At 68.5% G+C, this 17,110-nt stretch carries 31 protein-coding genes; 2 read left to right on the forward strand and 29 right to left on the reverse strand.

Features of this window, described 5'->3' with window-relative positions; all coding sequences use genetic code 11:
• Window positions 1-418: 418 nt before the first annotated feature.
• The 27 genes from IPJ61_RS17900 to IPJ61_RS18030 form a co-directional block, all read right to left on the reverse strand.
• Window positions 419-733: a hypothetical protein gene (locus IPJ61_RS17900; RefSeq protein WP_297110859.1), complete on the reverse strand. Its 315-nt coding sequence runs from the start codon at window positions 731-733 to the stop codon at window positions 419-421.
• Entirely contained in the window at window positions 730-1,083 is a 354-nt protein-coding gene (locus IPJ61_RS17905; protein WP_297110862.1) for a hypothetical protein, read from the reverse strand. The genes IPJ61_RS17900 and IPJ61_RS17905 overlap by 4 nt, the downstream gene beginning before the upstream one ends.
• Before the next feature lie 226 nt (window positions 1,084-1,309).
• Window positions 1,310-1,759, reverse strand: a complete 450-nt coding sequence (locus IPJ61_RS17910) for a hypothetical protein (RefSeq protein ID WP_297110865.1) — start codon at window positions 1,757-1,759, stop codon at window positions 1,310-1,312.
• Window positions 1,752-2,315 carry a hypothetical protein gene (locus tag IPJ61_RS17915; RefSeq protein ID WP_297110868.1) on the reverse strand — a complete coding sequence of 188 codons (564 nt, stop codon included), beginning with the start codon at window positions 2,313-2,315 and terminating at the stop codon, window positions 1,752-1,754. Before IPJ61_RS17915 ends, IPJ61_RS17910 begins: the two co-directional genes overlap by 8 nt.
• Window positions 2,308-2,613 carry a hypothetical protein gene (locus tag IPJ61_RS17920; RefSeq protein WP_297110871.1) on the reverse strand — a complete coding sequence of 102 codons (306 nt, stop codon included), beginning with the start codon at window positions 2,611-2,613 and terminating at the stop codon, window positions 2,308-2,310. Before IPJ61_RS17920 ends, IPJ61_RS17915 begins: the two co-directional genes overlap by 8 nt.
• Window positions 2,610-2,750, reverse strand: coding sequence for a hypothetical protein (locus tag IPJ61_RS17925; RefSeq protein ID WP_297110873.1), 141 nt, complete (start codon window positions 2,748-2,750; stop codon window positions 2,610-2,612). The genes IPJ61_RS17920 and IPJ61_RS17925 overlap by 4 nt, the downstream gene beginning before the upstream one ends.
• Before the next feature lie 82 nt (window positions 2,751-2,832).
• On the reverse strand, window positions 2,833-3,111 hold the full coding sequence (locus IPJ61_RS17930; protein ID WP_297110876.1) for a DUF7694 domain-containing protein: 279 nt from the start codon (window positions 3,109-3,111) through the stop codon (window positions 2,833-2,835).
• 398 nt (window positions 3,112-3,509) lie between these two features.
• A complete protein-coding gene (locus tag IPJ61_RS17935) occupies window positions 3,510-3,842 on the reverse strand; it encodes a hypothetical protein (protein ID WP_297110879.1) in 333 nt (110 codons plus the stop codon).
• Complete coding sequence (locus tag IPJ61_RS17940; RefSeq protein WP_297110881.1) at window positions 3,839-4,585, reverse strand: DNA-methyltransferase; 747 nt, start codon at window positions 4,583-4,585, stop codon at window positions 3,839-3,841. The genes IPJ61_RS17935 and IPJ61_RS17940 overlap by 4 nt, the downstream gene beginning before the upstream one ends.
• Window positions 4,582-4,968: a hypothetical protein gene (locus IPJ61_RS17945; protein WP_297110883.1), complete on the reverse strand. Its 387-nt coding sequence runs from the start codon at window positions 4,966-4,968 to the stop codon at window positions 4,582-4,584. Before IPJ61_RS17945 ends, IPJ61_RS17940 begins: the two co-directional genes overlap by 4 nt.
• Window positions 4,969-4,975: 7 nt before the next feature.
• Entirely contained in the window at window positions 4,976-5,620 is a 645-nt protein-coding gene (locus IPJ61_RS17950) for a hypothetical protein (RefSeq protein WP_297110885.1), read from the reverse strand.
• Window positions 5,602-6,303: an HNH endonuclease gene (locus tag IPJ61_RS17955; protein ID WP_297110888.1), complete on the reverse strand. Its 702-nt coding sequence runs from the start codon at window positions 6,301-6,303 to the stop codon at window positions 5,602-5,604. The genes IPJ61_RS17950 and IPJ61_RS17955 overlap by 19 nt, the downstream gene beginning before the upstream one ends.
• Entirely contained in the window at window positions 6,300-6,758 is a 459-nt protein-coding gene (locus IPJ61_RS17960; RefSeq protein WP_297110890.1) for a hypothetical protein, read from the reverse strand. Before IPJ61_RS17960 ends, IPJ61_RS17955 begins: the two co-directional genes overlap by 4 nt.
• Window positions 6,755-7,060, reverse strand: a complete 306-nt coding sequence (locus IPJ61_RS17965) for a DUF4406 domain-containing protein (protein WP_297110893.1) — start codon at window positions 7,058-7,060, stop codon at window positions 6,755-6,757. Before IPJ61_RS17965 ends, IPJ61_RS17960 begins: the two co-directional genes overlap by 4 nt.
• Window positions 7,054-7,434, reverse strand: a complete 381-nt coding sequence (locus IPJ61_RS17970) for a hypothetical protein (protein ID WP_297110894.1) — start codon at window positions 7,432-7,434, stop codon at window positions 7,054-7,056. Before IPJ61_RS17970 ends, IPJ61_RS17965 begins: the two co-directional genes overlap by 7 nt.
• A gap of 235 nt (window positions 7,435-7,669) precedes the next feature.
• Window positions 7,670-7,843, reverse strand: a complete 174-nt coding sequence (locus IPJ61_RS17975) for a hypothetical protein (protein WP_297110895.1) — start codon at window positions 7,841-7,843, stop codon at window positions 7,670-7,672.
• Window positions 7,843-8,082: a hypothetical protein gene (locus IPJ61_RS17980; protein WP_297110898.1), complete on the reverse strand. Its 240-nt coding sequence runs from the start codon at window positions 8,080-8,082 to the stop codon at window positions 7,843-7,845. The genes IPJ61_RS17975 and IPJ61_RS17980 overlap by 1 nt, the downstream gene beginning before the upstream one ends.
• On the reverse strand, window positions 8,079-8,774 hold the full coding sequence (locus IPJ61_RS17985) for an exonuclease domain-containing protein (RefSeq protein WP_297110901.1): 696 nt from the start codon (window positions 8,772-8,774) through the stop codon (window positions 8,079-8,081). Before IPJ61_RS17985 ends, IPJ61_RS17980 begins: the two co-directional genes overlap by 4 nt.
• On the reverse strand, window positions 8,771-9,292 hold the full coding sequence (locus IPJ61_RS17990; protein WP_297110904.1) for a hypothetical protein: 522 nt from the start codon (window positions 9,290-9,292) through the stop codon (window positions 8,771-8,773). The genes IPJ61_RS17985 and IPJ61_RS17990 overlap by 4 nt, the downstream gene beginning before the upstream one ends.
• On the reverse strand, window positions 9,289-9,963 hold the full coding sequence (locus IPJ61_RS17995) for a lambda exonuclease family protein (RefSeq protein WP_297110907.1): 675 nt from the start codon (window positions 9,961-9,963) through the stop codon (window positions 9,289-9,291). Before IPJ61_RS17995 ends, IPJ61_RS17990 begins: the two co-directional genes overlap by 4 nt.
• Window positions 9,964-10,054: 91 nt before the next feature.
• On the reverse strand, window positions 10,055-10,339 hold the full coding sequence (locus tag IPJ61_RS18000; RefSeq protein ID WP_297110910.1) for a hypothetical protein: 285 nt from the start codon (window positions 10,337-10,339) through the stop codon (window positions 10,055-10,057).
• Window positions 10,336-11,466, reverse strand: a complete 1,131-nt coding sequence (locus IPJ61_RS18005) for a DUF7666 domain-containing protein (protein ID WP_297110913.1) — start codon at window positions 11,464-11,466, stop codon at window positions 10,336-10,338. The genes IPJ61_RS18000 and IPJ61_RS18005 overlap by 4 nt, the downstream gene beginning before the upstream one ends.
• A gap of 2 nt (window positions 11,467-11,468) precedes the next feature.
• Window positions 11,469-11,600 carry a hypothetical protein gene (locus IPJ61_RS18010; RefSeq protein WP_297110915.1) on the reverse strand — a complete coding sequence of 44 codons (132 nt, stop codon included), beginning with the start codon at window positions 11,598-11,600 and terminating at the stop codon, window positions 11,469-11,471.
• A complete protein-coding gene (locus tag IPJ61_RS18015; protein ID WP_297110918.1) occupies window positions 11,597-11,788 on the reverse strand; it encodes a helix-turn-helix domain-containing protein in 192 nt (63 codons plus the stop codon). Before IPJ61_RS18015 ends, IPJ61_RS18010 begins: the two co-directional genes overlap by 4 nt.
• On the reverse strand, window positions 11,785-12,870 hold the full coding sequence (locus IPJ61_RS18020; RefSeq protein WP_297110921.1) for a ParB N-terminal domain-containing protein: 1,086 nt from the start codon (window positions 12,868-12,870) through the stop codon (window positions 11,785-11,787). The genes IPJ61_RS18015 and IPJ61_RS18020 overlap by 4 nt, the downstream gene beginning before the upstream one ends.
• Window positions 12,867-13,130, reverse strand: coding sequence for a hypothetical protein (locus tag IPJ61_RS18025; protein ID WP_297110925.1), 264 nt, complete (start codon window positions 13,128-13,130; stop codon window positions 12,867-12,869). Before IPJ61_RS18025 ends, IPJ61_RS18020 begins: the two co-directional genes overlap by 4 nt.
• Window positions 13,131-13,234: 104 nt before the next feature.
• On the reverse strand, window positions 13,235-13,477 hold the full coding sequence (locus IPJ61_RS18030; protein ID WP_297110929.1) for a helix-turn-helix domain-containing protein: 243 nt from the start codon (window positions 13,475-13,477) through the stop codon (window positions 13,235-13,237).
• Between the two features lie 75 nt (window positions 13,478-13,552).
• Here IPJ61_RS18030 and IPJ61_RS18035 point away from each other — a divergent pair, with 75 nt between their 5' ends.
• Together IPJ61_RS18035 and IPJ61_RS22365 are read left to right on the forward strand one after the other, a co-directional pair.
• A complete protein-coding gene (locus IPJ61_RS18035; RefSeq protein ID WP_297110931.1) occupies window positions 13,553-13,807 on the forward strand; it encodes a helix-turn-helix domain-containing protein in 255 nt (84 codons plus the stop codon).
• Window positions 13,808-13,999: 192 nt separating this feature from the next.
• On the forward strand, window positions 14,000-14,959 hold the full coding sequence (locus IPJ61_RS22365) for a helix-turn-helix domain-containing protein (RefSeq protein WP_366505860.1): 960 nt from the start codon (window positions 14,000-14,002) through the stop codon (window positions 14,957-14,959).
• On the opposite strand, the gene IPJ61_RS18040 is transcribed toward IPJ61_RS22365, so the two are convergent.
• Together IPJ61_RS18040 and IPJ61_RS18045 are read right to left on the reverse strand one after the other, a co-directional pair.
• Window positions 14,856-15,989 carry a tyrosine-type recombinase/integrase gene (locus IPJ61_RS18040; RefSeq protein WP_297110934.1) on the reverse strand — a complete coding sequence of 378 codons (1,134 nt, stop codon included), beginning with the start codon at window positions 15,987-15,989 and terminating at the stop codon, window positions 14,856-14,858. The genes IPJ61_RS22365 and IPJ61_RS18040 overlap by 104 nt on opposite strands.
• Window positions 15,990-16,407: 418 nt before the next feature.
• On the reverse strand, window positions 16,408-17,110 hold a 703-nt coding region (locus IPJ61_RS18045; RefSeq protein WP_297110938.1), incomplete at its 5' end, for a type 1 periplasmic-binding domain-containing protein.

Genomic DNA, 17,110 nt, shown 5'->3' on the forward strand with positions numbered 1-17,110 from the left:
ATGCTGCGGCCCGCGGCGGCGAGCATGGCGATGGCGTCCCACGGTGCGAGGCCGTCGCTGATGCCGATGGCCACGGCGGTGGTGTCTTCGCGGAGGATTTGCCGGAGGTCGGAGCTCGCTGATTGCGCGGGCGATGTTGGTGTCGTCGCCGTAGCTGAGGATGGTCGGCCCGGTCGTCTCGATGGGTTCGACGCGGATGAGGCGTCCGTCGTATCCGGAGATGCGCACCAGTTCGCGTTCGGCTTCCTCGCGGCTCTCGGCGTCGATCTCGTAGGTGGCTTCGTGTCTCGACAGGAGGCCTGCAGACGTCATCAGGGCGACGGCGTAGGTCCAGCGGTACATGGTCATGGCGTTCTCGTTTCCGGCCCTCTGAGGGCCTAGCAGGGTTGGGGCTGACCCGGAGTCGCGGGACGGGCTGTCAGGCCGCGCTAGGCCCCGTTCTGGGCTGGATGTGCAGCTCGCAGCCGGTCCAGTGGCCCCCGATGGCGTGGGTGGTGGGCAGTTGGCAGGGGTGGCAGGTCCAGACCAGGCGCTCACCGTCGGTGTGGCTGGTGTTGGTGCATGGCTTGCCGCAGGGCTCGGCGTCGGGGTCGAGGTAGCTGGCGGTCATCGTCGAGTCGTAGGCGAGCTGGCAGTCCTGGCACACGAAGTCGCCGTCGTCGTAGTCGGTGCTGCCGTAGCAGCAGCCGCATGCAGGGGTCTGGGCTTCGGCGTCGGGAAGGGTCGGGCTCACGGTTGTTCCTTTCGGGTTCGTGCGGCCCGGGCTTGGGCGGCGTAGTGGGCGACTTCGGCGGCGGTCAGGGGTTCGCGGTCGGAGACGTGGCCGGGCGTCCATGTGCGCTGGGCGATGCTGGGGCGGTCGGCGATGCAGGGGGTCCAGTGGTCCCCGGTCATGGCGATGATCGCGGGGCTGGTTTGGTCGCGGCGTCGGGCGGCTGCGGTGAGTGCGGCGTGGGCGACGGCGGCGAGGTCGACTGCGGGGTCGATGCGGTCGAGTACGCGGAGGATGCCGGGTTCGTCCCAGTCGGGGCGGATCGAGTGCGCGAGGTAGGCGATCGCTCGGTGCTGCTGCTGGGTTCTCATCGAATCTTCCTCCGGCATGGCATCGGCCCCGCGCACGTTCCAGACTGATGCCATGCAACGAGAAATGCACCGAGCAACCACAGGTATAGCTACGGTAGAAGTACTAGTGCTAGTGCTAGTGCTAGTGCTAGTGGCATCGATTTGCCAGGGCATCGCCATGTTTTTGTCAATCCGTTTGTTATGACACTTGCTATAGCACTTGCTATAGCACTTGCTATAGCGTTTGCTATGCGGCATGTGGGGTCAGGCCTTCCTCTTGGCAGTGCTCACAGTCGGCCTTGGGTTGGCGTCGAGCGACGTGCCAGCGGACATGACTGCCGTACGATCCGGCGTCCGCGCGGGCCGCAACGACCGCCTTGACCTCGTCGGCGCTGCGGTTGTGTTGTAGGTAGTCATGTGCCATTACGCCACCGTCCACCGCTGTGAAGAGAGGCGCTTTCGACGGGTCCATGATGGGCGGTGCGAGGAGTTCCTTGCGTGCCTTCGCGGGGCCGAGCGTGGCCCAGGCCGAGGAGGGGATGCGTCCGTCGGAGCGGACCCGGGAGCAGTAGCACCATGCCTTGACGAGCGTCCGGAAAGCGGCGTCAGACAGGGGCGCAATCTTGAGGTTTTCTGGCATCTCGTGCGCCAAGAAAATCCCCGGCCTGTTGTCGAAATTTGGCACGTTTTCAGCCATCGTGCATCGCCCCCTCCTGCCCGTCTTGGCGCTTGGCGACCGCCTCTCGTCGGGCCGTCCGTAGCCGCTCATGGACGTCGTCAGCGCAGTCTCGGCACATGTAGATGTAGCCACCCATGCGGCTGTCCTCGACATCGGGGCGCGGGTCGTCCTGCTCGGCAAGCTCGGCAAGCCGGGCCGCGACGATGGCCTCTCCGTCGACGATCTGTCCGGCCGGGATGCCGATCTTGGCGGGTTCGTAGGGGTGATTGAGGCACCAGTACGGCCACTGGTGCCAGCTCTCGACGACGGTGACGGGCCGGGCGCCGCGTCCTGGCGGGCCGTAGACGTGCCGCATGCCGTCGCGCATGGGCACGACACGGAGCCAGTCCTCACGAACCGACCAGGCCCCGGCGTCGTCAGGGTCGTACAGGTCGTCGCGTTCGTAGTCGAGGAGTTGCTCGATGAGGTCGAGGTCGATCCCGTGGCCGTGAATGTTGATCGCGAGCAACTCGCCCGTGATGTCGCCGTAGTCGTCGACCTCGTAGCCGGGGGTGAAGTCGGGCAGATCATGCATGGTCGCCCCCGAACGTCTTGTTTGCGGGCACTAGCCGCGGGCGTCCGATCACGGGTTCGCGGATGCCGACAGAGACGGGCCGGTCCATGGATTCGGCCCATTCGTCGAGGTTGATGCCGTTGTCGAGGGCTCGGGAGAACGGGCAGTCGCGGAGGTCGTCGCGTCTGTCCTTGCACTGGCGTGAGTGGAGGATGTACACGGTTTGCTCGTCGCTGACGGCGCGGGCGATGTGGTCGACGCGGCGTCGGCGGGTGCCGACGATCCGCTCGATGTCGGACGCGGGGACGATGTTGGTCATGGGCAGATTCGCTTTCTCGGGAGCAGGTCTGGGTGGTGGGCGCGGTTGACCAGCTCGGGCTCGCTGGCCGGGCCGTAGCGGCGCTTGATGATCCAGTCGCCGGGCTTGGGGTAGTCGAGTTGCCCGTGGTTAGTCATGGGGTCGGCCTTCTCCGGGTCCTGGGACGCGCCAACCTGCCGCACGAGTCGCAAATGACCGTCACAGCGGCCCTTGTCGTGCTCATCGGCGTTCTCCTTGCCAGCCGTAGGTGGGCGCCTCGTCCAGGACCCACAGGTGTCGCATGTTCGCGACATCGACCAGCTCGCTGGGCGGTGGGTAGATTTCGACGGCCCACACGTCCTCACCGAGACACTGGGTCTTGATGCGTTGGAGGTCGTCCCAGCCGATGCCGTCGCGCCAGTCCCCGCGCCGGACGCTGTAGTCGGTGCGGTTGATGCTGAGGCGGCGCCCCCGGCGTCGGTGTCGTAGAGGACGGCGAGGTAGTCGCGGGACTGCCACGCCTGGACAGCGCAGTCGGGACGCTCGTCGGGGAGGTCGAGCGGCTGCATGTAGCGGGTGTGGACCTTTCCGGTGCGGAGGTACTGGCTCATCGGATCGGCCTCTCGGGGTGTTCCTCGGCGGCGTGCTCAAACCACGCGTTGTCGCAGGGGTTCTCGTGGCCGCTGGTGGTCCAGTTGCAGGCCGGGCAGTAGATGCTGCCCTCCTCCTCGCCTGAGTTGAAGCTGCGCGGCGACCACTTGGGCCGGGCGAGGGGTCGCGTCGCGGGGGCGGGTTGCCGACGAGCGCGCCCGTCTTGTCGCGGGCCTCGATGTCGGACACCCACGCGAGCCGGGCACCGAAAACGGCCTCGACCGCGCGCGTGAGGCCGCCGTAGCCGGTGAACAGAGAGCCGGTGGTCAGCATGCCTGACCCCCGATCAGCTCGGGCTGCGTCGCTGGATCAGACTCCCAACACGGCATGTGTGGCATGCACATGTGATGGATGAGCCAGTCGCTGTCTTCGGCCCACAGGTGACGCTGGGCGGCGAAGTTGCGGACGCGGTGGTGGCGGATGTCGCGCTTGCGGATCGGCACGCGCCAGTGGTTGGCGAGCTCGTACCAGTCCGTGCAGGAAGCGAGGCGGACCTCGTGGCGGCCCGACTCTCCGGCCTCGATGTGGACGGCGAGCGGGTCGATGCGCAGGACGGTGCAGGCGGTGAGCAGGCGGGCCAGGCGGGTGAGGGTGCTCATATCAGCACCGCTTGGACGCTCGGCCGAACCCGAGACATGTAGGCGTCGACGAACTCCTGCTTGATCTCGAATCCCCATGACGGGCGACCTACCGATTCGGCCGCGGCCAGGGTGGAGCCGCTTCCCGCGCATGGATCGGCCACAACGTCGCCGGGGTCGGTGAACGTCTCGATGAGGCGCATGAGCAGGGGCACTGGCTTCTGCGTCGGGTGAACCTTCGGCGTCATGTCATCTCGCGGCCAGTCCTGCACGGTGAACACCATCCGGCCGCCGTTACGGAACTTCGGCAGCTTGTCCCGGTAGAGCAGTACCGCGTACTCGGCGTTGCCGACGGGGCGCATGTTCGCCTTGAGAACCTGGGGGCTGTAGTCCTTGCGGAACACGAAGTTGATGTAGTGCGCGAAGCCGTGGCGGCGCGCCTCCTCGATGAGCGGCACCTGCTGGTCGAAGGCGCAGAACACGACCATGCACCCGGCCTCGCCTCGCTCCTTCGGCTCGGGCTTGAGCATCTTGGAGGCGAAGTGCATGAACTCGGGGATGCGGAAGTCCTTGTCGGTGTCGAAGAACTGTTTTCCGGCGTGCTCGGATTGGCCGTTGCTGATCTTGCCGTCGATGTACCACTGAGGGTTTGAGCCGTAGGCGTTCGTACCCGTGTTATAGGGGATGTCGGCGATGATGAGCTGCGCCTTGGGGAGGTTGTAGCGCTTCCGGTTCTGGAAGTGGTCACGGATGAGCTGGCTCATGACGCCACCCCTGCCAGGTGTGCGGCCTTGATGCGCTCGGCGTCGGCGGCGTCGTCGGCGACCCAGGCCTGGCGGCACGTGACGCAGTCGACGGACCAGACGGCCACGGTGCGGCGCTGATACCGGCCCGTGAGCCCGCCGAGGCTGAGACCAGACCGGGTGACCTGCTCAGGCCAGACGACGACACGGCAGTCGGTCCTGGGTCCGGCCGCGCGGGTGTTGACGCCCATGAGATCACGGGCGTAGGTCAGCATCCACGATTTGAGGGCGGTGGGCGTGAGGCCGAGGTGCCTGGCGGCCTCGGCCAAGGGGAGGCCGGGGCGGCGCGCGTTGGTGAGCGCCTCGCGTCGGCGGGCGTGCTCAGCGGGTGTCAGTGGTGGCATGTTGCTCCTATGCGGTGAGGCCGAGGATGTCGGCGATGTCGTGGTCTCCGCGCGCTTCGAGGAGGCGGCGGTATGCGGCCTGTGTGCGAGCAGGGACGGGGATGATGGGTGAGGCGTAGACGTCGAGGTGTGAGGCGGCGTCGGGTGCGGGGGTTTGCTCGTGGCGGCGCTGGACCGGGCCGATGGGTGCCGGTTTGGCGGGAGTCGGGGGCCGTTTCGGCTTGGGCTTCGGCTTGGGTTTCGGCGCGGCCCCGGTCCTGATCCGGGCACCGCCGCGGGTGCCGACCGGCCGCAGCTCCTGCCCCTTGAGTTGCTGCTTGCGGTGCGCTGAGCACAGACCCTTGTTGTTCCCGGGCCGGTCACAGCCGGGGCCGGCACACGGCTCCGAGGTGCGACACGTGCTGATCGGGGACAACGCGGCGCCGCGGCGCAGCTGGTCGCCGTGGGTTCGACACAGGCCGTTGGGGCGGGCGGGTCGGTCGCAGCCGTCGAAGCTGCACTCACCGACAGCCCGTGCGCGCTGACCGAGGGGTCGGGGTGTGCCGCCCCGGGAAGCCTGGTTGTTGTGAGCGCCGCACCAACCGTTGGCGCGGCGGGGGCGCCCACAGTTGGGGAATGCGCAGATGTCGGCGGTCACGCGACGCGCGCCCATGTCCGCCCCCTCGCGATGTCGTTGATCGTTGTCTTGGAGACGCCATAGACCAAGGCGACCGAGACTTGGGACTCGCCGAGCGCCAGGCGACCGCGGATGCCGCGTAGGTCGTCCTCTGTCAGCTTCGCCTGCGGGTTCCTGCCACCGATGGTCGAGCGCCTGCGGTCCGCCATGTCGCGAGCGTTGTCGGCTACGGTTCCGACTTCCAGGTGGGCAGGGTTCACGCAGGGTGGGTTATCGCACTTATGTCGGACGACCATGCCGTCCGGGATCTCGACTCCCGTGAGCTCCAGCGACACTCGGGAAGCGATGTAGTACCTGCGCCCAGAGCGTGGCGGGGCAGAGATGATCCCGTACCCGTAGGCGTTGCGGCGGCCAGTCCATGGCCAGCAATCATCCGGGGCTCGGCGGTTCACCTTCGGCCAGAACCGTTCCCCCAGCGACCTCACCGGCTTGGCCAGGCTGCCCGTTGCTTTGAGGCGTGAGATATGCGTGGTGCACAGGCCGCGTGAATGATGCCGGACAAGGCAACCCTCCACGGTGCACACCTCAAAGGGCTTCGGCGGGTCGTCGATGCTCCCGCGCTTTACGAGTCGCTGGTAGTGCTTGCCGCATAGCCCGCGGGACCTGGCGGCACGCTCGCATTTTGGGGCGAGGCAGGCCTTGGTGATGGTGACGGTCATGAGATTTCCTCAAATTCGAGGCGGACGCGGACCCAGCCGCGGGGCAGGGTCGGGTCCGCGAGTGCGGTGATGCGGTGGTCAGGCCCGTCGAGATACGCCGACGAGTCGTCGGGCAGCAGACCGGGCCATGGCTTGGCGCCGTGCTGCTGGCGCATCTCGGCCCGCGCGGGGCCGGTGATGATGCCGTCGATTAGCGGCTTGGTGAGGCTGGAGTAGTTATTTCCATCGCGGCGGGGGTGGCCGGATTTCGTCGAGAAGGTGAGCCAGGCGGTGCACCGGGCACGTTCCCAGCGGATACGGCGCCCAGCGGTGGCCTTGCGCCATGCCCACGCGCCGCGTTCCCGGAGCGCCTTCGTGCGGCGCGCCGTGTCGGCCCAGTGCCGCTTACGGTTCGCGGACAGCACCTCGACCGCGGGGACACGAACCTCGATCACGATCAGTTTGGGGTCGGTCACGGCAGCTCCGATCCGTAGATGCGGTGACCGAGCGCCCGCGCGACCCAGTACTCGACGGTCGCGCCCCGGGAGTCGCGCCAGCCGGGCAGCAGATAGATGGCCGAGCACGTCAGCTGCAAATCCTGCGTCGCCCGCATGTAGTCGTCCCACGACACATCCGGGCCGAGGTCCAGGTCGGTGGGGTTGACGGGCTCGACGCCGCGGCCCCGGAGCGTGTCGACGGCAGCGGCGAAGGGCGCCTTGTAGTCGAGTCCCTCGGCGAGCGGCCCCGAGACTGGCCCCGCCAAATACACCCTCAGCATGGCGCCACCGGTCCGGGGTCGATGCCGAGCGCGTCGGTGACGGTGACGCGGATCAGCCGGGCGGCCTCGATGCTGGCCTCGCCGTAGATGCGGAGCCGCTCAGCGTGTCCCTCGTCTGTCGCGTCGCCGTCGGCCAGCAGTGCGCGCGCGGAGTCGATGTCGGCCTGGCCGTTGCGGGCCAGGTTGTCGGCGACGTTGAGCACGGCCTCGATCGCGTCCAGCACTCCCGGCATCTGGTGGTAGGTGTCGATCCGGGCGCGGTGCATGTGGCGGACGCGGTCCGGGGTGAGCGCGAACACGTCCATGGCCTCATCGGCCAGCACGGCCCGGTCGCGGATGCGGCGACGCTCAGCGATCCAGTCGGCAGTGGTCATCACACCCACCCCCTGCCGCCGCAGTCCGTACAGGCATCCGTGCAGCGCTCACCCGACGCGCGCCACGACGGGCAGGCGTGGGCCTCGCGGGCGTGCCACCGCGCCACGTCCCCGGTGTCACTCAGGTCGTGGTGCCGACAGCTGCACCACGCGCACGCCTCGCACTGAGCGCACCACAGGAGGATTTCGTCCGCCCATGACCGCTCCGAGCGGACCTTGAGCAGCCCCTCGCGCTTCACTGGTCGTCGCCTGTCGTGAGCGGCGACCGGAGCGCCTCGGTCAGCACGGCACGGGCACGCAGTTCGTACTCGGACCGCGTCACAGGCCCGGCGGTGGCCAGATCCAGCCCGTCACACGCGGCCAGGGCAGCGGCGCAACGAGAAAGCAAGTCGTCATCAATCGTGGTCATCAGGTGCTCCTCAGTGAGTCAGTGAGATGGTCGGCGCCCTCGTCGAGAGCAGCGGCCAGCAGATGGGAGTGGCGGTTGTGGTCGCGGATCATCGCGGCCACAGGGTCGGGGAGCCGGGACAGGGCCAGCCCGTCGACCACGACGGCGAGCCGCCGCTGGAGGTGGGAGGTCTGAGCGAGGGCGGCCCTCAGTCGACGGGTCTCGGCCAGGTCACCCGTGGCAGCGGTGACGCGGGTCACGTGTCACCGCCCGCGAATGCGCGCATCGGCCACTCGGTCGATGGCGGCTCGGCCACGTCGCCGCGACCGAGCCGGGCCTGATAGGCCGCGTCGACCTGGTGCGCGTACCAGCCTTCCTGGAGCCGGTACAGCGACGGCAGGGAGATGTGCGGCAGGAAGTCGTGACGGTCGGCGAGGATGTGCAGCAGACGCAGCGACGCCAGCGCGTCGGCCGTCGCGTCGTGCGCGGGGAAGACGATGCCGTGCCGTTCAGCCAGCAGGGATAGGCGCCGGCTGCCGGTCTCGCGCTCCAGCCGACGCCACAGCACCAGCACGTCCAGGACGAGCAGCCCATAGGGAAGCTCCTTGCCGAGGTGGCGGCGGAACTCGCGGTCCAGCAGGGTCAGGTCGTAGGCGAGGTTGAAGCCGACGACCGGCGTGCCCTCCTCGGCGCACCGGCGGAGATGTCCGTAGAGGTGGCTCAGGCCGACAGCGGGGACCGCCCAGTCGGCCACGTCGGAATCGGTGATCCCGTGGACGGCGGATGCTTCGGCGGGGATCGGCACGCCCGGGTTGATGTGGATCTCGACCGGCGCCCATGCCCCGACGCCGCCGGAGTAGCCCAGGCATGCCGTCACGACACGGTCAGACTCGACGTCCACCCCGGTAGTCTCGGTGTCAAGGGCCGCGACGTGATCAGCAAGCCAGCTCATGCCGCACCGCCCAGCTCGGCCACGCGGGCCTTGATGCGCTCCTGCTGCTCGGGCGACGCCGACGACCACAGCGCCCGCAGTCCGTCGGTCGTGGTCGCGGCGTCGATCTCGGCGTCGGTCAGGGCGGGGGTCGCGGGCTCGTCGGGCAACGGGTCGACCATATGCATGGTGCGCTTGCCTCGGGTGGCCGTCAGCGCGACGCTCAGCCGCTTGCCGATGTGCGACAGGCGCGAGACACGGATCCCGCCGACGGCGTCGGAGCCGAACCTCACGGCCGGGTCGCGGTACAGCTCGGCACGGCGGCCGACCCATGCCGTCGCGTCGTCGCCCCAGGCCGCGATCAGCAGCCGCAGCACGGTCAGCGGCGGGCGCCACACGCGCTCCTCGCCAACGAGGAGGATGTCGTACTTCTGCTCGGCCGTGCCGACGCGCACGCCGGCGACGGTCACGATGCGCGGTCCGCCGACGAGGTCGTCGGCGTTGATCTGATCCGAGCGAGGTTCGGCGGTGATCCTCATAGCGATAGCTCCAATTCGTGGTTCGGGCGCTCGGTCACGGGTAGACCGGCGGTTCGTTCGGTGTAGGTGGCGACGGTGGCCGTGATGGCGGCGTCGGCTGCTCGGGTGGCGGCGACGATCGCGGCGGCCCACCGGGGATTGGGGTAGACGCGCTTGACCCACAGCGCGAGCCCGCCACAGAAGCTCACGTAGTCGAGCCAGGGACGGCCACTAACAACAAGGGCGGCGTGACACTGCGCGAGGTGCTCGTCAGGCACGGCGTCGGCGAGGACGGTCGCGACATGGTGCCTCGCGACACGGGACTTGATCTCCACAAGCCCGTCCCCGGCGATCCCGTCAGGCGAGTAGCCGAGCGAGAATCCGTCGTAGTCGCGGACCATGAGCCCGACGTCGTCGATGCCGATCCCGGTGTGCGCGGTGTATGCCTCCCGGGCATAGGGCTCGTCGAGGTGGCCGCGGATCATGTCCCCGGACTGGTAGCTGTCGTCGATCCAGCCCGCGATTCGCTCGGCCGCAAGCTCGGCGACCAGGGCACGCTCGGCCATGTTGCTGGCGGGCTGGATCGTGCGCGGCGTGACGAGCCTGCCGACGACCGATGCCGTGATCATGCCGCGCCGAGCCTCCAGCCATTCCGGGCTGCCCTGTACGACGTCGAGGATGCGGAGAGTCATCGGTCGTCCCCGTCGTTCAGGCCGCAGTTGGGGCAGCCGGGGCAGGGCCAGCCGTACTTCAGCTCGCCGGAGCCGTCGCAAAGGATGAGGCTCATCGCAGGGCCCCCTCGACGTGTCGGACCAGACCCGAATCCGCGACCCGCCCATAGGCGAGCGCTCGGTCGGTCAGCGAGGGTTCGTCGAGCAGCCCGGCCGACGTGATCGGCAGCATCGACCGCAGCAGGTCCGCGGCCTCCGTGTCGAGGAGCGCCAGGTGCTCCCGGACGCGACGGGTCCGGCACGGCGGGCACAGCTCGTCGGTTTCGGTCAGCTCGCGCCAGTCCTGCGGTGTGTCGATCAGCAGCCCACAGCCGCAGCAGCGTGGCGGGCGACTCATAGGATCACCAGCAGCACGCCGACGCCGATGATCGCGGCCAGCCAGCCGAGCAGGATCACGCCGAGCGTCCAAAACACCGTGCGCTCACGGTCGGGGGCGGTCACGACTCGACCTCGACCAGGACACCGCCGGCCAGTCGGTAATACTGCCCGGCCCGCACGGTCTCCCCGTCGACCTGCACCGCGCGGACCTCGATGATCGACAGGTCGTCGGCGCGTTCGGTCAGCACCAACCAGGACCCGAGTCCACCCCTCGCCGCACCCTCGCCAAGGATGGGCCGCGATTGCGCCACGGTCCTCGACAGAGGACCGGACGTTCGCGGAGTAGCCCGTGGTCACAGCGTTCGCGGAGCGGCCCGTGGTCGCAGCGTGCGCGTAGTCGCCCGTGGTCGCAGCGTGCGCGTAGCGGCCCGTGGTCGCAGCGTGCGCGTAGCGGCCCGTGGTCGCAGCGTTCGCGGAGTCGCCCGTGGTCGCAGCGTTCGCGGAGTCGCCCGTGGTCGCAGCGTGCGCGTAGAAGCCCGTGGTCGCAGCGTGCGCGGAGTAGCCCGTGGTCGCAGCGTGCGCGGAGTAGCCCGTGGTCGCAGCGTGCGCGTAGCGGCCCGTGGTCGCAGCGTTCGCGGAGTCGCCCGTGGTCGCAGCGTGCGCGTAGAAGCCCGTGGTCACAGCGTTCGCGGAGCGGCCCGTGGTCGCAGCGTGCGCGTAGAAGCCCGTGGTCGCAGCGTGCGCGGAGTCGCCCGTGGTCGCAGCGTTCGCGGAGTCGCCCGTGGTCGCCGACACGCCCTCACCCTTGCCCGGCTTGACCGTGTCCCAGATCGCCTCCACGTGGGCCTTGATCAGGCCGACGAGGTTGATGGACGCGCCGAGCGTGACCTTTCGCGCGACCCGCTTCGAGTCATCCGCGGTCTTCGGCGCGGCATCCGCGAGGGTCACGTGGCGGTACTGGTTGCCGTGCGCCACCGGATAGTAGGTGAGCACATCGAGGGGCAGCTCGCAGGCGTGGAAGCCAGAGTTGCACATCGACAAGTCGCCCACATGCTCATGAGTCTCGCCCTCCTTGTACTGGTAGTCGCGGCAGGTCAGGTCGCGGTTGAAGCCCTTGTAGGCGCTGATTACGGTGGGGTTGGTCATGGTCACGGCTCCTGTGTCGTGGTGGTGGTGTGGATGGTCTGGCCGTAGAGATCGCCCGCCCAGACCATGCCGAACGTCAGCAAGACGACGACGATGCAGGCAGCGAGTTGGCGGCGGAAACTGGCGGGGGTCATGCGTCGGGCGCCTGTCGACCGTCGGGCAGGGAGTCGATCCACGCCTCCAGGTCCGCCGTCCGGATCACGTAGCGGGTGCCGTTCTTGCGGCTGGGCAGGTCCCCGCGCTTGCATGCGTCGCGCAGCTGGTCGGCGGAGATTCCGGTCGCGCGTTCGGCGTCCTTGAGTCCCATGGCAATGGTGGTCACTGGTCACCTCCGAGCATCTGCCGCCACGCCTGCTCGCGGAGGAAGTAGGTGTCGGGCTCGGCGCCGTTGTCGTCGCCGAGCATGGCCCGCCACGCCTGCACGAGCCACGGCGGCGGGGGTGTGTCGGATGCGGTGGCGGCGTCGAGCGCGTCGGCCCACTTGTCGGTGTCGGCCTGCCATTCGGTGGCGGCGAGGTCGTTGGTGCCGTCGCCGTGGAGGTTGCGGGTGACGGCGAAGTGGGAGCCGGGGTACATGATCGCGTCCCATACCTCGATGTGGGCGGTGAACGTGTGACCGAGCCAGGACACGGCGTTGCGCGGCCGGATGTGGTGGCGGTAGGCGAGCGAGAAAGTGTCGTCGGGGTTGGCGGCGGCGTCACGCGCCGCATCGGTGAGCGGACGACGGCGCTGCTTGTCCGACGTGGGCTTCGGCTCGGGCCGGGTGTAGGTCTTCCCGTCGAGGCCGGTGACCTGCGCGCCGGGGCTGGACAGGCTGTTGGGTCCGGTGATGGCGAGGGACTGTCCGACGAGCACGGCATCGGTCAACGGCTGGTAGTCGAGGACTTCGCCCGTGGCCGGGTCGATGCGCTCAGCGACAAACACGACGTCGGGGGTCGCGATGGTGGGGGGCTTGGTCGCGGGTTGAATCCGCCCCAACGAATCGGTGCGTTCAGAGACGTGCGGAATTTCCGCACGTCTCTCTAGCCCGCGCCGAACCGACCCAACAGTCTTGTCGTCGGCGCCGGTGCGCCTCGCGTGCTCCCGGTTTGAGAGCTGCGGATCGGCCTTCACGGACGCCTCCACGATGGCGCGGCGCTGCTCGCGGGTCAGGTTCCGACGGTCAAGGTTGAGCGTCAATGCCATGGTCCGCTTCGCGGTCTCCGTCAGGTCGCAGACGTGCTTCCTGGGGCAGTGGATGCCCAGCGACTCGGCGATGGCCTTGCGGTGGTGACCGTCGATCACCACGCCGTTCTCGTCGACGGTGATCGGGACGAGGATGCCGTGCTGCCGGATCGACGCCTCAAGCGCGGCGTACTCCTCGGGTGACAGTGGGGGCATGCTCTGGAACAGGACGGCGGTCATCGCGTGCTCGCCTCCATGACGCGGATGGACGAGGTGACGACAAGCGCCACGTGGTATTCGTCGCGACGGGTGGCCCGGTTGTAGACCCGGTGGAACACGCGGGACTGAGGGACTTCGGCGTGTGCGCCGAAGGAGTGATCCGTGCGGGTCGGGTCGATGTCGAGGGTCACGCCGCGGTAGACGCGCACGCCGCGGACCATGCCGGTGACCTGAGCGTGAATGCGGGTGGTGGGTCGCTGGTACTCGGGGATGTCGGACACTACGATGGTTCCTGTCTGTAGAGCCTCGGCGACTTCTTGGCGGGAGAGCCGGGGCTTTCGGATGTGTGGGGCGGCCTGTCGCGAAAGCGGCGGGCCGTCTTTGGTCAGGCGGCAGCGGCGCGCTCGGCCTGCGCCATGCTCAGCAGGTCGAACGGGTCGACCCCGAGGGCCTGCGCGATGGTCTCGATATCATCGAGGTCCATGCGGAGCGTGCCGTTGAGCCGCCGATTCAGCGCGGACGGGTCCATGTCCGCGCGACGGGCGAGCTCGGCATCGGAGCTGATGCCCGCCCGGACTCGCTGCACCCTGACGGCCTGCGCCACGAGTGCCTGTGTTGATTGCTTCATGCCATGATCCTAACTCATATGAGATAGCTCCGCAACCCTTGACGCCGTATTGCTCATATGAGATAGCATGGGGCCATGGTTCGGAACAGTGATTTGCCCCCGCTAGGCGGGTTTGCCAGCCTCTTTGCCCAAGTGGTCAAGGAGGCGATCGACGCCGCCGGCATCTCGGGCAGCGAGGTGGGGCGGCGTCTCGGCCGAGCACAGTCCTACGCGTCGCTTCGACTCAACGGCCGCAAGGCGTGGACGCTCGACGAGCTGGACGCCATCGCCTCCATGCTCGACCTGGCGCCGGAAGAGCTGATGCGTCGGGCGCGCGAGGCCCGCCGTTAACAAGTCGGCCCCCGGTCATCCGGGGGCCGCCCTAGCCCATAACCTCCACCCCCGCCCCCACCTGTCTCGACGTCATGCCCCAACCCTGACAGGCGGGTACGACAAAACGTCGTAGACGGTAGAATGAGAGCGGCCCCGCGCTGTACCACCAGCCGGGGCCATGACCGGAACCAGACCTAGCCAGGAGTCCCGATGACAGAGGATCATACACACAGCGGCCAGCGGGTGCTGGAATGGGAGCAAGGCACGTTCTCGATCCTCCCCCACTGGATCCTTTTCTCCCCGACCAGCAGCAACGCGGTGCGAACCTATGCAGTGCTGGCCAAGTACAGGGATGCGGACACGGGCCAAGCCTTCCCCAGCAGAGCCACGCTAGCCAAGGATGTGGGCGTGCGCTCGGTGCGGAGCATCGACGGATATCTGCGGGAACTGAGGGACATAGGGGCGCTATCCATCAAACGGCGCCGCAAGCCAGGGTCGCGCGAGAACTACACGAGCGTCTACAGGGTCATGCTCACGCCGCCGGGGGTAGTGCAGTCAGATGCACTACCTAGTGCAGCGGACTGCGCAGAGAACTATAACCACCTAACTACAACCACCTCTGATACTCCCGCACCGGCTACGCCGATGCGCGTGAATGATCCTCTTCCTGATTCTCCCCCAACGCCGGGCGTTGGGAGTGAGCGAGCCGAGCAGGCCGACCCGATCAGCCCGGCCTGGTACCGATCGCACGAACGCGCTCACGCCATCGAGCTCGTCCAGCAAGCCGCAGCTCGCCACGCCGATGGCAACACCGACGGGGTCGTCGGCGCACTCTACGGCCTAGACGACCTCCTCGCCCACACGCTCCACGCCGACGCCGACCAACTCAACGACCTCCGCGAGCACGACGGATGGATACCACCAAAGAGGGCCGTCGACAGGCTCCAAGCCGCAATCTGGCTCAACCAGTACCTCGGCACACTCCGCGCCCACGGGCTCCTGTGGACACGAAAAAGGCCCCCTCGCACGAGGCGAGGGGGCTGGCTCAGAGCCGGTCTAGCTGGCGCTAGGCAGTCGAGTCTACGCCAGGTGCGAGCAGCTCGAGCGCTGCTGCCTGTAGCGCGGCTCGTCGCTGGTCGTCGGTGGTGCGCAGGTAGGCCTGCTGCGTGATCCTGACTTCACGATGGCCGAGGATGTCGGCGATCATCCGCTCGGAGCAGCCCATGTCCCGCAGCAGCGATGCCGCCGACGCCCGGGCGCCATGCAGCGGAACCGCGCACACGCCCGCGTCGGCGAGCGCCGCCCGCCATGCCTGCCAGTCCCGCTTTGCGTTTCGCTCCGGCCCGCCCTGCGAGCCGGGGAAGACCCAGACCGGGTCCTCGGGTCGAGCGGCGTAGACGCGGAGGATCGGGACCAGCGCGTCCGGGAGGGGGATGATGCGCCGAGACGACGCGGACTTGGGCGGCACAAGGGCCGGCTGGCCGTCGGTGCCGCGGGTCAGCGCCCACGCGACGTCGATCGTCTGCGCGTCCAGGTCGATCGCGGACCACTGGAGCCCGAGCGCCTCGCCTTGTCGCATCCCGAGGACGAGGGCGCACGCAAGCCGGGCGAGAGTGCGCGGGTCACCGTGTGCGGCAGCGGCCCGCAGCACGCGCTTGGCCTCGTCTACCGTCAGCGCGGCGTGGTGGCTATCACCGGCTGACGGGACATCGACAAGCGAGGCGACGTTTCGGGCTGTCAGCCCGTCGCGGGCCGCGACCTTCAGCGCCCGGGCGAGGATGGCGTGGGCCTGCCGGATCGTCGCCGCTGCCGCGCCCTTCTCGCGCATGGCGCGGTGGAGACGCCGGACGTGGTCCGGGGTGAGCTCGCGGACGCGGCGCCGCCCGAGGTGGGGCTTGAGCCAGCCCTCGACGTAGGAGCTGTAGCCGCGGATCGTGGACGGCTTGAGCCCGCGCTCGGGACAGATGTAGGCGAGCCAGTAATCGAGCCAGTCCGCGACCGTCGGGTTGTCGCCGATGATGCCGACGCCGACCTCCTCGCGCAGCTTCGCGAGCTTCGCCAGGCATTCGCGCTTCGACGCGGCGGACACGGTGCGTCGCTGCCTGCCCTTCGAGGTCCAGCCGGTCTCGATTGACGCCCTCCAACGCCCGTTCGCGAGCTGGTAGACCGACCCCTCGCCCTTGCCTCTCGTGCCGCCCATGGATTTTTCCTCCGTGTAGCCATCAGTGTAGCCATAGGTAGCCTACCGCAGCCCAAGCAGCCATAGGGCCAATATGCAGTTGACTAGGGAATAAGCCGTTTTCCGTGCTCCCCAGAATACCCCAATCTTAGGACTTTTAATCCATGGGTCGCGGGTTCGAGCTGAAGGCGCAACGCCCTAAAGGTTCTCCCGCACAGGTCGCGGGTGATCAACAGAGAGCGCCTCTGGTCAGGTCGCGGAGGCCGAGATGATCTCGGTGGCCACGCGCCATGTCGATATACGGCAGCCGCGCGCCGTTGTGGGGCCAGGACGCAGGAAGGTGGCGAGTTCCTCGTCGTCCGAGCGACACCACGGAGAGATCGCGGGGGATCTCCAGACCCAGTTCGTACGCGACCAGGTACGCCCGATGGCGACGCCGTCAGTGCAGGAGATGATTGCGGTGGATCGGGGGGTGGTCGGCATCCGCAGGGCGGCGGCGCGCCGTCTTCCCGGGTTCCAGGCAGGCAGCGTCGTCCGCTCCGGAAGATGCCGGCGTCGCCAGCGCGTGTCGTGAATCCCTTCGAAGCGCTGGGGATGGTCCCGAAACGCAGCGGGTCATCTGCGTTCCACCAGCCCGCCGACGACGCCGTCCTCGTGTGCCCGGCGCGGACAGGTGTCGGCCATGCCCCGTCCGGCCCGCGTACTCGGCAGGCAGCACGTTCAGGTGGTCGCCGGTCGTGCCGTTCGCTATCACCACCACCACGTCGGCCGGGATGTGGGGAGGGCGATCAACCGCGCCCTGCATCAGCACGACGACGATGCCGTCGACACGCTGGTGCAGCATGGAAGACGACGCCGTCGACGAGTTGCGCGGGGTTACCCTCGGTCTCCGCCTGAGCACCCGGTGTGTCCGTAGGTGCGCGCGGGTCGTCAAAGCGCGCCGCTGGATCATCCCCGTCGCGAGCCGGGTGATGGTGACGCTGTCGGAGATGGAAGCCGATCGTCGCAGGTCTTGCCCTAGCGGAGCTCTGCGCTGCGGGGTTCGGGCGAGCCGAAGGGGCGTCCCGCGGCGCGCGCACCGCGTCGTCGCCTCGGAGGACAGCCGCGAGCCGGGACGCTCGTTACGAGGATCATACTGACGG

This window comes from Tessaracoccus sp., from assembly GCF_016714275.1.
Lineage (GTDB): Bacteria > Actinomycetota > Actinomycetes > Propionibacteriales > Propionibacteriaceae > Arachnia.